The organism is Candidatus Kurthia intestinigallinarum, assembly GCF_003991225.1.
Classification (GTDB): Bacteria; Bacillota; Bacilli; order Bacillales_A; family Planococcaceae; genus Kurthia; species Kurthia populi.
Genome location: NZ_JTFC01000026.1, coordinates 180,241 through 194,684, shown reverse-complemented (window position 1 = coordinate 194,684; position 14,444 = coordinate 180,241). Strand labels below are relative to the sequence as shown.

The 14,444-nt window shown below is 41.0% G+C and carries 12 protein-coding genes and 1 riboswitch; of the genes, 10 read left to right on the top strand and 2 right to left on the bottom strand.

Annotation, left to right across the window (positions count from 1 at the left end; all coding sequences use genetic code 11):
• Positions 1–74: 74 nt before the first annotated feature.
• The 5 genes from argC (at position 75) to QI30_RS06885 (ending at position 4,803) form a co-directional block, all read left to right on the top strand.
• Complete coding sequence (gene argC, locus QI30_RS06905) at positions 75–1,103, top strand: N-acetyl-gamma-glutamyl-phosphate reductase (RefSeq protein ID WP_126990197.1); 1,029 nt, start codon at positions 75–77, stop codon at positions 1,101–1,103.
• 15 nt (positions 1,104–1,118) lie between these two features.
• Positions 1,119–2,339 carry a bifunctional glutamate N-acetyltransferase/amino-acid acetyltransferase ArgJ gene (gene argJ / locus QI30_RS06900; protein WP_126990196.1) on the top strand — a complete coding sequence of 407 codons (1,221 nt, stop codon included), beginning with the start codon at positions 1,119–1,121 and terminating at the stop codon, positions 2,337–2,339.
• Positions 2,302–3,081, top strand: a complete 780-nt coding sequence (gene argB, locus QI30_RS06895) for an acetylglutamate kinase (protein WP_126990195.1) — start codon at positions 2,302–2,304, stop codon at positions 3,079–3,081. Before argJ ends, argB begins: the two co-directional genes overlap by 38 nt.
• Complete coding sequence (locus QI30_RS06890) at positions 3,078–4,205, top strand: acetylornithine transaminase (protein ID WP_126990194.1); 1,128 nt, start codon at positions 3,078–3,080, stop codon at positions 4,203–4,205. Before argB ends, QI30_RS06890 begins: the two co-directional genes overlap by 4 nt.
• Before the next feature lie 208 nt (positions 4,206–4,413).
• The gene (locus tag QI30_RS06885; RefSeq protein ID WP_126990193.1) at positions 4,414–4,803 is read left to right on the top strand and encodes a hypothetical protein; all 390 of its coding nucleotides are present in this window, start codon (positions 4,414–4,416) and stop codon (positions 4,801–4,803) included.
• Between the two features lie 237 nt (positions 4,804–5,040).
• On the opposite strand, the gene QI30_RS06880 is transcribed toward QI30_RS06885, so the two are convergent.
• Complete coding sequence (locus tag QI30_RS06880; RefSeq protein WP_126990192.1) at positions 5,041–6,201, bottom strand: aminotransferase class I/II-fold pyridoxal phosphate-dependent enzyme; 1,161 nt, start codon at positions 6,199–6,201, stop codon at positions 5,041–5,043.
• Between the two features lie 407 nt (positions 6,202–6,608).
• Here QI30_RS06880 and QI30_RS06875 point away from each other — a divergent pair, with 407 nt between their 5' ends.
• The 4 genes from QI30_RS06875 to QI30_RS06860 all read left to right on the top strand — a co-directional run bounded on the left by QI30_RS06875 (position 6,609) and on the right by QI30_RS06860 (position 11,942).
• On the top strand, positions 6,609–8,006 hold the full coding sequence (locus QI30_RS06875; protein WP_126990191.1) for an amino acid permease: 1,398 nt from the start codon (positions 6,609–6,611) through the stop codon (positions 8,004–8,006).
• 110 nt (positions 8,007–8,116) lie between these two features.
• Positions 8,117–9,736: a sigma-54 interaction domain-containing protein gene (locus QI30_RS06870; RefSeq protein WP_233600540.1), complete on the top strand. Its 1,620-nt coding sequence runs from the start codon at positions 8,117–8,119 to the stop codon at positions 9,734–9,736.
• 66 nt (positions 9,737–9,802) lie between these two features.
• A riboswitch (SAM riboswitch) is annotated at positions 9,803–9,908 on the top strand.
• 69 nt (positions 9,909–9,977) lie between these two features.
• Positions 9,978–10,925: a homoserine O-acetyltransferase MetA gene (gene metA / locus QI30_RS06865; RefSeq protein WP_126990190.1), complete on the top strand. Its 948-nt coding sequence runs from the start codon at positions 9,978–9,980 to the stop codon at positions 10,923–10,925.
• A 168-nt stretch (positions 10,926–11,093) separates the two neighbouring features.
• Complete coding sequence (locus tag QI30_RS06860; protein ID WP_126990189.1) at positions 11,094–11,942, top strand: patatin-like phospholipase family protein; 849 nt, start codon at positions 11,094–11,096, stop codon at positions 11,940–11,942.
• A gap of 40 nt (positions 11,943–11,982) precedes the next feature.
• Here QI30_RS06860 and QI30_RS06855 read toward each other — a convergent pair whose 3' ends face one another.
• Positions 11,983–12,363 (bottom strand): hypothetical protein, encoded by a 381-nt coding sequence (locus QI30_RS06855; protein ID WP_126990188.1) that lies wholly within the window; start codon positions 12,361–12,363, stop codon positions 11,983–11,985.
• A 129-nt stretch (positions 12,364–12,492) separates the two neighbouring features.
• Here QI30_RS06855 and QI30_RS06850 point away from each other — a divergent pair, with 129 nt between their 5' ends.
• Positions 12,493–14,439, top strand: coding sequence for a GTP-binding protein (locus QI30_RS06850; RefSeq protein ID WP_126990187.1), 1,947 nt, complete (start codon positions 12,493–12,495; stop codon positions 14,437–14,439).
• The last annotated feature ends 5 nt before the right edge of the window (positions 14,440–14,444 follow it).

The window sequence follows — 14,444 nt, the reverse complement described above, 5'->3', positions numbered from 1 at the left end:
AATAAATAATAATGCAGTTGACATTATATTTATTCATTTGTATACTTTTCACATCAAAAACGAGAGGTGATTGGATGAAAGTCGGAATTATTGGAGCAACGGGATATGGTGGTTTAGAGTTGATTCGCTTATTGCATAATCATTCAAAAGTAGAGTCGATTACGCTCTTTACATCATCAGATGAAGGCGCATTATTCTCAGCTAAATACCCTCATTTGAAAGGCTTATACGATTTTCCACTAGAAGCCATTACAAAAGAGGCGATTGCAAAACTAGATGTTGTCTTCACAAGCACTCCATCCGGCGTCTCTGGTCAGCTATTGCCGGATGTGGCGAATGCGCACACAACATTTATTGATTTGTCTGGTGATCTTCGTTTGAAAGACATTGCAGATTACGAAACATGGTATCACAAAAAGCCCGCACCACAAGCATTTGTCGATAAGGCGATGTATGGCTTAGCAGAATGGCAAGATACAACTGGCGCGAAAGTTATCGCCAATCCAGGATGCTATCCAACAGCGGTATTATTATCATTACTTCCATTATTAAAAGAAAACTTAATCGATGGCTCACAACTGATTATTGATGCAAAAAGTGGTATTTCAGGGTCTGGTAATAAACCTTCCCAAGGCACACATTTTACAGAAAATACAGAAGCGACATCGATTTATAAAGTAAATAAACATCAGCATATCCCAGAAATTGAGCAGGCGATTGCGATGTATGCAGGAGAAAGTTATCCAATTACATTTTCGACACATTTAGTGCCGATGATTCGCGGCATTATCGCGACAAGCTATGCACCATTAAAAGACGGTGTGACAGAAACCGATTTATATGCAGCATATGACAAATATTATGCACAGAAACCATTTGTACGTGTTTTACAAGATGCTACGCGCGTCAGTACCAATCAAGTACGTGGCACGAATTTCTGTGATATTCATGTTAATGTCGATGCACGAACAAATCGGGTCACCATCGTTTCGGTAATTGATAACTTAGTAAAAGGGGCAGCCGGGCAAGCGATTCAAAATATGAATCTATTATTTGGCTATGACGAAACAGAGGGATTAACGCAAGTACCAATATTCATTTAAAGGGGAGTGTTCCATATGACAACAGTTGACGTGAAACAAGTCGTTGCAAAACATATCGTGTCACCGAAAGGCTTTACAGCTGCAGGGATGCATTGTGGCGTAAAACATAAAAAGAAAGATTTAGCGTTATTATTTAGTGAAGTACCAGCGAGTGTTGCAGGTGTATTTACTACAAATGCGATTAAAGCAGCACCTGTGGTTGTGACGAAGGAAACAATTTATGACTCACGCACATTACAAGCGGTCGTGTTAAATTCAGGCAATGCTAATGCATGCACAGGAAAGCAGGGCTTAGCGGATGCGAAACAAATGCAACAATTAGTTGCAGATAAATTCATGATTCCAGCGAATACAGTTGGCGTTTGTTCAACAGGAGTTATCGGACAGCACTTACCAATGGAGCCAATTATTAAAGGTATTCAAGAAATCGAATTAGGAGATTCTGTCGAACATGGGGTCCATTTTGCCGAAGCATTACTTACAACGGATACCGTAATGAAAAATACAGCGTATACCGTTATGATTGATAACAAAGAAGTAACCATTGCTGGTACGGCAAAAGGTTCGGGCATGATTGAGCCGAATATGGCGACAATGCTTGGTGTCATTACGACAGATGCGAAAATTGATTCGGATACATTACAAACATTATTAGCAGCTGCGACAAATGTGACATTTAATGCAATTACAGTAGATGGTGATACATCAACAAATGATACTGTTCTCGCTTTAGCAAACGGTTTAGCGGGTAATGAATCATTAACACCGGAACATGCAGACTGGGATGCATTTAAGGAAGCGTTCCGTCTTGTCAGCCAAGACCTTGCAAAAATGATTGCAAAAGATGGCGAAGGCGCAACGAAGTTAATCGAAACAACGGTTATTGGCGCAGCGACAAATGAAGAAGCGATTAAGATTGCGAAAACAGTTGTCGGTTCACCACTTGTTAAAACAGCAGTATTTGGTAATGATGCAAACTGGGGTCGTATTTTAGCAGCGGTTGGTTATTCAGGTTGTGCCATTGATCCAACGAATGTTTTTATTAAAATCGGGGACGAAGCCGTAGTAGATGGCGGTGAGCCGTTAGATTTCTCAGAAGCCTATTTACTTGAGTATTTAAAGCAACCAGAAATAAAAATTGTTGTGGACCTTCATGTTGGCGAAGGCCAGGGCAAAGCGTGGGGATGTGACTTAACGTATGACTACGTACAAATCAACGCAACCTACCGCTCATAAGAAGTTGGTCATTAAGCTTGGTGGGAGTATGCTCGCGAGCTTAACGGACACCTTTTTTGATGAAATTAAAAAATTAAAAGCTGCGGGTGCTGAAATCGTTATCGTACATGGTGGTGGTCCAGCAATTAACCAAGCACTCAAAGAACGTAAAATTAATACGTACACGCATAATGGGATTCGTGTGACGAATGAGGATGCGATTTCGATCGTTACAGGGACACTTATTGGGACGGTTAATCCTTATTTAACCGGGCGCTTAAATCGTGCAGGTATTCCTGCAGTGGGCTTAAACGGTGAGGATGGCACACTAATTGAATGTACGTATTTAGACCAAGACACATATGGCTATGTTGGTCATATTGAGTCGATTAATATTGATTTACTTGAGCAATTACAAAAAATCGATTATATCCCAGTAGTAGCATGTATCGGTGCGACAATTGATGGTACGGCATTAAATATTAATGGGGATACCGTAGCGAGTGAGATTGCGCTTGAATGGGGAGCGGATGAATTATTACTTGTTACGGATACACCAGGCGTTAAATTCCATGAAGAAACGGTAGAAGAATTAACACCGGAACAAATTGATTTATGGATTTTATCCGGCGATATTTATGGCGGAATGATTCCGAAAGTACGCGCTGCTGTAGAATGTCTTGAATCAGGCATTCCACAAGTGAATATCGTGAATGATTCATTAGAAGGTACATCTATTTTAGGAAAGAAGGTACTCGTATGACACAAGCACTTTTTAACAATTATAAACGTCGTCCCGTTCATTTAGTAAAAGGACAAGGTACAAAAGTTTGGGATGAAGCTGGCAAGGAATATTTAGATTTCGTTTCGGGGATTGCTGTACTATCACTTGGTCACTCCAATCCCATTTTAGTAGAGGCGATGAAAGAACAAAGTGACAAGCTATGGCATGTATCGAATTTATTTGATAATCCAGAGCAAGAAAAGTTAGCAGCAAGCCTTGTAGCAGATACACATTTAGCGCATGGTTTCTTCTGTAACTCAGGTACAGAAGCGAATGAAGCGGCAATTAAATTAGCACGTAAACATACAGGTAAGCATAAAATGATTACATTCCTACACTCATTCCATGGTCGTACATTTGCGGCAATGAGTGCGACAGGACAAGAAAAAGTGCATGCTGGCTTCGGTCCGATTGTCGAAAAATTCGAGTATTTACCATTTAATGATGTAGCAGCATTACAAGCAGCTGCAGATGAAGAAACAGCGGCAATTATGCTAGAAGTCGTGCAAGGCGAAGGTGGCGTCAACCCAGTCACAGCGGAATTTGCAGAAGCGATTCAAGCCATTTGTGATGACAAAGGCATTTTATTAATCGTCGATGAGGTACAAACAGGCATAGCCCGTACAGGTACGCGCTATGCATGGGAGCAAACGGCATTAAAACCAGACATCGTGTCATTAGCAAAAGGCCTTGGTGGCGGCTTCCCAATCGGTGCAATGCTTGCAACAGAAGCATTGTTTGATAGCTTTGGTCCGGGGACACATGGCACGACATTCGGTGGTAATCCAATGGCGACACATATCGCGCAAACAGTTATTGATACTGTATTTGACCAAGCATTCTTAGCAGATGTCGAAACGAAATCAATCTATGCAAAGCAACAACTTGCAAAAGCATTACCAAATTTACAAGTACGTGGCATGGGCTTACTACTGGGCATCGAATCACCACTACCGGTAGCAGAGGTGATTCAAGCGGCCGAAGAAAAAGGGCTATTATTAGTCGGTGCTGGCGAAACGACAGTGCGTCTATTACCACCGCTAACGGTGTCGAATGAAGAAATCGATGCAGCGGTTGCGATTTTAAAAGAAATTTTAGGATAGTTTCATATGAATTAATGTGCTTCGAGAACCACAATTCATTAGCATTAACCTCTTATAATAATAGTGATTTCAATTGACCGAATAGGAACAGGGACCTATTGAATTAGTTGTCTTACACGAAAAAAGATGCTTATCTATGAGATAAGCATCTTTTTTTGTTTCGTTTTGAAAAAATTCGGGGAAAAATCGGTAAAAGGAAGTGGTGAATGTGAAAAAAGGAAAATTTGCAACCTATAATGGTGCAGAATATGAAGTTACGACACAGCATAATGGCATGGTCGTGTTGAAATCACATGAGGCCGAAAGTTTACTGGACGGATTTTATCGTGTGAAACAATTTATTTCAACGGACTTTTTTATAAAAGAAGTAGCACTTGATGATATTGATCGCCTTTATACAATCGATACACATGCACGTTACAACGGAGAATTGTACGCAGTTTATTATGATGAAATTAAAAAAAGCTATCGCCTTGAAACCGACGATAGCCTAGCCGCGCATTTATATCATTTTGAATCTGTTGGACTGAATCATTATCGTAAATATGTGCAACCACATGAAATTGAACTTGTGGAGCATTATGAAACATTGCGTTAATTAGGAATTGAAAAATCCGATTGCAACGAGGTCGATTTTTAGTAATAAAATACCGAATAAAATAATAAGCATCACAACGAAGAAGAAGGGGACTTTTGCATCCTCTTCTTTTTTTTTCGTCTGAAAAGGCTTCCTCACCTTTTTCTAAAAATTCACGCTCGATTTCTTCATTGATTTTTTGAAGTTCTTCCTCTGTAGGTTCATGTTGTTTCACGATAGACACCTTCTTTGACTAATCTATAATGTAGCAAAACGTCTCAATGCTTCGCGAATTACATTTTCAGGCTGCACCAGTGCAATACGGACATAATTTGTACCTGACATGCCAAAAATAGATCCAGGAACGACAACGACACCTATTTTGGCAATGGCTTCATAGGCAAATTCAATATCATTTAGCGTTTGCTGTGGATATTTCGCATAGACGAACATCCCACCCTTTGATGGTACAACATCCCAGCCTAGTGCCGCAAGCCCTTGTGACAAAACATGGTGTCGCGCTGCAAATGTTTGGCGTAGACGCGCTGTGATTTCTTCTGCGTTATCGAGTGCGACGATAGCTGCGCGCTGAATCGGTTCAAATGTACCATAGTCTAAATTGGATTTTAATTGCTGTAAAATCGCAATAATCTCTGCGTTGCCGACGATATAGGCAATACGTGCGCCCGCTAAACTGAAACTTTTTGATAGCGAATTAATCTCAATCCCAACGTCGATGGCACCAGCTGCTTGTAGAAAAGACACTGGCGCCGTTTTATCAAAATAAAATTCAGAATAGGCCGCATCGTGTAGCACGATAATATTGTATTTTTTTGCAAAGGCAATGACGTCATCAAAAAAGCGGATAGAAGGCATCGCAGGTACTGGGTTCCCAGGTAAGTTTAAAATCAGTAATTTCGCGCGCTGTGCAACATCCTCAGGAATTGCCTGTAAATCGGGTAAAAAAGCATTGTCAGCACGTAACGGCATATAATAGGGCTCAGCTTGTGCTAAATGAATCCCAGCTTCATACGCCACATAACCAGGATCTGTCGTTAAGACAATGTCACCGGGGTTACAAAAAGCGAGCGGTAAATGTACAAGACCTTCTTGAGAGCCCATCGTCTGTAAGACCTGTGTAGATGCATCAAGCGTGACTTCCACGCGGCGTTTATAATAGCGTGCAACGGCCTCATTGAAATCCTGAATGCCACCTAGTGTATAGCCATACGAAGTCTCAGCGAGCGCATGATGTGCTAATGCCTGGCGAATTTTTTCGTCTGGTGGTAGGTCAGGGCTACCAAGACTTAAATCAATGATTTGATGACCGGTAGTAGCCGCTTCTTTTGAAGCTTTTTTTAAGTCACCAAAAATCGCTTTCGGAAATTTTGTCATCAGTGCGGAACGTTCAATTTTCATGGGTGGGCACATCCTTTGCTGTCAGTATAGTATAGAACAAGTTTAGCATAAAGAAATTAAAAGATGTCACAATTATCTAAATAGATAAAAAACAATGTGCTAGTTAGTTTTTACGTATTCAAGTAATGATATGGTAAATAGTCATTTGTTTAGAAGGAGAAAATAAAAATAAAGTATAAAACAGCATATTTAATACATAACGACAATGGATGATAATTATCTCATTGAAACATAGGTAGTTTTCGCGAAAAATGATGCGTTTTTGCAACAAAAATTGCATTTTATGCTTGTAATGAAATGTAGGATTGCTTTAAAAGTGAAGCTCTAACAGCGCTTTCGGTGATTTTAAAAGTTGGCACGAAAATTGCATAGTAAAGGGTGAGGGAAAAATATGGAGGTGTTGGAATATGGCGCAAGTAGAATTAGGCAAAACATTAAAAACACGTCACATCACGATGATTTCAATTGGTGGGATTATCGGAACAGGACTATTCGTCGGCACAGGGAAAAACATTATGTCAACAGGACCAGCTACAATCGTTTCGTACATATTGGCCTGTCTAATCATTGTCTTCATTATGCGAATGCTTGGTGAAATGGCTTCAACAAAACCAGAGAATGGCTCGTTTGCAGCGTATTCAAGTCGTTATATTGGCCGCTGGGCAGGTTATACAGTTGGTTGGTTGTACTGGGCGAGTTGGGTGTTCATTGTAGGTTTAGAAGCGGCCGTTATTGGTGGCATGCTGCATTCATGGGTACCGTCGATTCCAGTATGGGTCGGTAGTGTAGGGATTACGCTACTACTAACAGCCATTAATTTATACTCCGTTAAAACATTTGGTGAATTTGAATACTGGTTAGCATTTATTAAAGTAGGGGCTATCATCGTGTTCTTAGTAGTCGGCGCCTTAATGATTTTTGGTGTGTTACCGACGTTTGAACATAATGGCTTTGCATTTATACAAGAGGCAGGTGGTTTTGCGCCAAATGGTGTGCTACCAATCTTTACAGGGATTGTATTCGTTATTTTCTCTATTTGCGGGGCAGAGGTAGCTGCCATTGCAGCGGGTGAATCAGAGGATCCAAAGCGTAATATCGTCCGTGCTATTAATAATGTTATTTATCGTCTAGCATTGTTCTTCGTTGGTTCGGTATTAATTATGATTTGTATTATTCCGTGGAATAACACGGAACTACTAGCAGCGCCATACGCCAACATTTTAGAAATGGCCGGTCTTCCGATGGCTGCACAGCTAATGCAAATTGTTATTTTTACATCACTTATTTCCGTAATGAACTCTGCGATTTTCACAAGTTCACGTATGCTACTTGGTATGGCTGAAAAAGGTGATGCACCAGCGATTTTCATGAAGCTATCGAAGAAAAGCAGTGCACCAACATTTGCAATCATTGGCAGTACGGTTGTCGCATACTTTTGTGCCATTCTTTACTTTATTTCGCCAGATGTTATTTTCTACTTCTTAGGTAATGCAGTTGGTGCCTTAATGATTATCGTGTATATTTTTATTGCTGTCGCACATATTCGTTTCCGTAAACAGTATGAAAAAACCGAAACAGAGCCACTTGCGATTAAAATGTGGCTATTCCCGTATTTAACGTATGTCACGATTGCGATGCTTGCGGGTGTGTATCTTTGTCAGATGTTCATTTCATCTTTGCAGGCCCAGTTTTATATGAGTACGATACTCGTTATTTTCGTCGTTGGTAGCTTCTTCCTACGTGAGCGCCTGAAGAAAACAACGCTTACGACTGCAAGTGCTACACGAAATGCAGATGTAGAATAGCTTATGGAAATGGCAGGAATTCCTACTGGGGGATTCCTGTTTTTTCATGCGGACAAGTGCTTTTTTTTCCACAATGTTCATGTTAAGCTAGGCTTCGGAGGGGATTGTCGATGGAATTAAAACAAATGATTACGTATATTTTGACCGATCACCAGTTTCAGTGGATTTCTAGTAATAGTGAGCAGCCACCGCAGCAATATGCAGAGATTATTGAACAATTCCGTATAGAACAACAAACCTATTTGGATTTAGAACATTGCTTTGTACATATTATTGAACTTGAAGCGTCGTATTTATTTATTATTCACGATAAAGAGATGACGACATCGTGGCAATTTATCGAACATGTGTTGAACTCGGTTAGTGATGGATTGACAATCTGTAATTCAGATGGCATTATCGTTTTTCAAAATGAGGCCGATCGCAAGATGTTTGAGGTCGACGCGCGCTATTTACCAGTGATGGAATTTGTTGAACGCGGCATTATGAATGAGTCGGTGACCATGAAAGTGCTAAAATCGAAAAAGCGGGAAGACATCGTGCAAACATTCGCCAATGGACATGTCGTATTAGTAACGGCGCTACCGATTTTTGATGAGGCGGGCAATGTGGAATATGTTGTCGCCAATTCACGTGAAATGACTGAACTACGTGACATGGAGCGCACGATTGAACGCTTAGAGTCACAGAGTGCACAGTATAAGGAACAACTTGAAGCATTAAAGCAACAATCTTCAACGAGCTTGATTGCTGTTTCTAAAGCGATGCGCCAAGTGATTGAAAAAGCCACACGCATTGCCAACGTCGATTCGACGGTACTTATTTCGGGGGAATCAGGTGCAGGTAAGGAAGAATTAACGAAATTAATTCATCAGCTAAGTCACCGTGCACAAAAACCGATGATTACGGTCAATTGCGGTGCTATTCCAGAAAATTTATTAGAGTCGGAGCTTTTTGGCTATATGGGTGGTGCGTTTACTGGGGCGAATAAAACAGGGAAACCTGGTCTTTTTGAACTTGCCTCTGGAGGTACACTTTTCCTCGATGAAATTGGCGAGATGCCATTATCGCTACAAGTAAAGCTACTACGCGTATTACAAGAATCAGAAATCACCCGTGTAGGAGGGATTAAACCGATTCCAGTGGATGTGCGGATCATTACCGCAACGAATCGTAATTTATATGATATGGTGCAGCGCGGTGAATTTCGCGAGGATTTATTTTATCGTTTAAATATTATTCCGCTACGTATTCCACCACTGCGTGAACGTAAGGAGGATATTGTACCGCTTGCATACCGATTTTTACATTTAGTAATGGAGAAATATAGCATTGAGCGTACGATTGAGGAAGCAGCAGTCGACCGTCTTACGCAGTATTATTGGCCGGGAAATATTCGTCAGCTGAAAAATTTTATTGAACGCGTTAGTTTATTAACGCAGCAGTCGACCATTACCCTGCAATACATTCAGCGAGAATTTCAAAAGCCGGAGTATCAACAGCATAATCCAGTGCCGTTAGTCGATGATACGTTTACACAAACGCCTATTTATGATCAGAATCAGACACTAAAAAATCAAGTGGATGCCTTTGAGCGAAAAGTGATTAAAGAGGCGCTCGGACAATACCCTAGCATTCGTCAAACAGCGAAGGCATTAGGCTGTAATCAGTCGACACTTGTGCGTAAGATTCAAAAATACCAGCTCGAAAAACAAGTATCCTATGAATAATATTCTATTTTTTCAGAAAAGTTTGCAAAGTATTTGAAATTTTGCTATGATAACTGAAACTGCATAGTCTTATCAAGAGAAGCCGAGGGAAAAGGCCCGACGACGCTTCAGCAACCTCTACACTAGTAGAAAGGTGCTAACTCCTACAAGTTTTGTACTTGGAAGATAAGAAACGGATAAATTGCCCTTCTTATTTTTATTAAGAAGGGCTTTTTTTACGAATTTGAGGGGGTTCAGGAACATGCCAATTAACATTCCACAATATTTACCGGCAACAGAACGATTAAAAGAAGAGAAGATTTTCGTTATGGAGGAGGAGCGCTCAAAGAGCCAAAATATTCGTCCATTAAATATTTTAATTTTCAACTTAATGCCTGAAAAAGAAAAAACAGAATTACAGCTGTTACGTTTATTAGGAAATACACCACTACAAGTGAATGTCACGTTCTTAAATACCGCAACACATGAGTCAAAAAATGTGTCAAAATCACATTTAGAAACATTTTATTCAACATTTCATGAAATCAAAAAAGATCGGTATGATGGCATGATCATCACCGGTGCACCCATTGAATTATTTGAGTTTGATGAGGTCGATTTCTGGGAGGAGCATAAAGAAATTTTGGACTGGGCACAGGAGCATGTGACGTCAACGATGCATATTTGTTGGGGCGCACAAGCAGCACTGTATCATTATTATGGCATTGGAAAATACCCACTTGAAACGAAGTGCTCTGGTATTTTTGACCATGAAGTATATGATAGCACTGTGAAACTAATTCGTGGCTTTGACGACATTTACCCAGCACCGCACTCGCGTAATACATCGATATCAACGGAAGCGGTAAAAAATCATCCAGACATTGAATTATTATCCGAATCAGATGAAGCAGGTGCTTTTTTAATGATTTCAAAAGATGAACGTCATGTGCTCGTGACCGGGCATTTAGAATATGATGCGGATACACTAGCATTAGAGTATGAGCGCGATGTCGCACGGGGCTTAAATCCAGAACTACCAAAACATTATTTCCCTGAAGATGACCCAACGAAAAAACCGCGTAATACATGGCGTTCACATACGCATTTATTATTCTCAAACTGGTTAAATTACTATGTATACCAAGAAACGCCATATGATTGGGTAGACAAAGGAGAAAATCATTCGCTAACGTCTTCCTGTTTATAAATAGATGAAAAACTAAAAAGAGAACAGAAAAAGACACTTTCAGGGGGCAAGCTTTGGAAGTGTTTTTTGATGGACAAAAATGAAAAGCATATTTATACGAAAACAATATGACAGTTTTTCACATTTAGTGTACGATAAATAGGCAGAAAAATAAGGGAAGTGGCGACAGTGAACGAAACGAGTTTGATTTTAGAAGGAGGTACATTCCGCACCATTTATACGAGCGGTGTACTGGATGCCTTATTACGCGAAGAGATTATGATGCCCTATATTATTGGGATTTCAGCGGGGGCAATTAATTTATGCTCCTATATTTCAAAGCAGCCTGAGCGTACGATGCGCGTCTTTACGGAGTATCGACATGATAAGCGTTATGTAGGTATGCGAAACTTCTTAACAGAACGCTCATTATTTGGGTTAGACTTTGGTTGGAATGTGTTGCCAAATCAGCTTGAATTATTTGATTGGCAAACATTCCGTAGCTACGAAGGTACAGCACTTGCGGGCGTGACAAATGCTCTTACAGGTGAAGTGGAATTTATGGACGTACAGACGATGGATACTGATAGCCAGTTGCTACGCGCTACTTGTGCGATTCCGGTCATGTTTCCGGAAATTAAATTAAATGGCGTGCCGTATTATGACGGTGGATTAGCAGACCCGATTCCAGTGCAGCATGCCATTGATGAGGGATATGAGAAGCATGTTATCGTCTTAACGCGTCCAAAAGGTTATTACAAAACGATAGACCGCCAAACAAAAGCAGCAATGCAACTAATGCGTAAAAAATATCCGAAGCTAGTCGATGTCATGCTAGAACGTGTGGATCGCTACAATGAAACGGTTGCAAAATGTGAGCAGCTTGAACGTGAAGGCAAAGCATTTATTTTCCGCCCGCCATATGGCATTGAGGGCATGGAGAAGGATGTGGTGAAAATGCGAGCGAATTATCGTCTTGGGTTACATGAGGCGACACTACGTATGAATGATTTAAAGGAATTTTTAGGTTTAAACTAATAGAAAAGCTTCTTGCGTACTGGCGCGAGAAGCTTTTTTATTAGGATATGTTTTTCGGGATAAAGCCACTACCATTGCCTGTGGCGACGGTTTCATTTTCGGCATTTTTAAAAATAAGCGCCATCTCGACATGGAACGAATTATCAAGAGAGGTGACGCTCGTTATCGTAATTTTACAAGTCACTTCATCGCCCGTATAAACTGCCTTCATAAATGTATGGTCAAGTGTTTCTGAAAAGAAATTAAGGTCGCCGCCAATTTTAGTAGCAATGCTGGCAATTAATAAACTGTGTACCCGGACACGCCCACGACTATCCGGCATCGTATGCAATAAACCGAAATCGCCGGTAATATTACTAAATGCAAATACGTCACCGCGTGTAAATATTCGCTTCGCTGAAAACGTATCCCCTACCATCATCTATAAACCGCCTCCTTAGTATTCGTCATATGGAAGTATATCTTTAGATTACCCGTTTTCTAGACGGTTTATGCTTCGAGAAGAGAAGTGCTATAATAAAAGCAGTTTCAAGGAAATGAGGACGATAACATGTATAAAACGTTCGGGATATTTGCGCATGTAGATACCGGAAAAACAACTTTTTCGGAACAAATTTTATATTATGGCCAGGGTATTCAGGCACGTGGTCGTGTCGATCATCAAAATGCTTTTTTAGATTTGCACCCAATTGAACGTGAACGAGGCATTACCGTCTTTGCGGAGCAAGGGATTTTTACGTATAACAACAATACATATACGATGATTGATACACCCGGACACGTCGACTTCTCACCAGAAATGGAGCGCGCCATTCAAGTGCTCGATTATGCAGTAGTGCTCGTTGATGCCGTAGATGGTGTTGAGGGACATACGGAAACGGTGTGGCAATTACTTCGAAAACACCATATTCCGACGTTTTTCTTTATTAATAAAATGGATAGAGAAGGCGCTAATTTAGACAAGGCTATTGCAAGCATTCACGCATTGCTGACGCCAAATACGGTCGTATTAACGAATCATTTGACAAAAGAGATGGATGAGCCATTAGCAGAGGCTGTTGCGGCACTTGATGATACGTTAATGGAGCGTTATTTTGAGACCGGCTATACGCGCGATGTGTTTGAAGCGGCACTTTGCCAGATGATTCGTGACGAGCGAGTATTCCCGATCCATTACGGCTCAGCATTACAAGATGAGGGGATTTCAACGTTTTTACAGCATTTTGACCGCTTAACGGCTACAAATTATGACGCGGCTGCACCGTTTGCAGCGCGTGTCTATAAAGTCCGTCATGACGAAAAGGGTCAGCGTATTGCCTATTTGAAAATCGATGCGGGTCGTTTAAAAGCACGTGAAGCACTCGAAATCGATGGTGAAATGATGAAGGTAGGGCAAATTCGCTTATATAATGGGGAGAAATTTGAGCAACTTCAAGAAGCCATCGCTGGACAAAGCGTCGGGATTTATGGCTTAAAGAACGCCGTTATTGGTACGACATTTGGCGACGCGGTATCGTATAAGGCACCGAGCTTAGTACCGACTTTACAATCTCGTGTGGTGTTTGAAGACGGTGTTTCGCCGAAGGAAATGCTACGCTATTTCCGCTTGCTCGAGGCGGAAGACCCATCGCTTGAAATTGTGTGGCAAGAAGCGTTGCAGGAAATTCATCTGCATATTATGGGCGTCATTCAGCTTGAAGTATTGCAACAAGTGCTAGCAGAACGCTTTCAATTAATGGTGCAGTTTGAGGCACCAACGATTATTTATAAAGAAACGATTTTTACATCGACAAAGGGCTATGGTCATTTTGAGCCGTTGAAGCATTATGCAGAAGTGCATTTACGCATGGAGCCAGCGCCACGCGGACAGGGCATCACCTTTATCAATGAATGCCATGCAGATGATTTACTCGTCGGTCAGCAAAACCTGATTCAAAAGCATGTACTTGAACGTGCGCATCATGGTTTACTGACAGGCTCTGCTGTAACAGATATAATTGTGACACTTGTGACAGGGAAGGCACATATAAAGCATACAGAGGGTGGCGATTTCCGCGAGGCGACTCATCGTGCATTGCGACAAGGCCTAGAACAAGTAGAAAATGTGTTGTTAGAGCCGTATTATGCCGTTGTCATGCGTGCACATATCGACCATATGGGCCGTATGATGAGCGATTTACAGATGGCAAGTGGCACTTTTGACGCGCCGTTTACAGAAGGGGAATATGTAACGATTCATGCGCGAGTACCAGTGGCGAGCTTTTTAACGTATCCGACACATTTTGCAGCCTATACAAATGGTAAAGGGAGCATCCGTCTCGTATTTGATGGCTATGATCGCTGTCATAATACCGAAGAGGTCATTGAACGGATTGGCTATGATAAACAAGCAGACTCAAATTATACATCAAACTCTATTTTTTGCAGTCACGGAAAAGGCTATGTCGTGCCGTGGCAAGAGGCAGAAGCGTTAATGCATGCGAATACAGAATTATAAGGCTT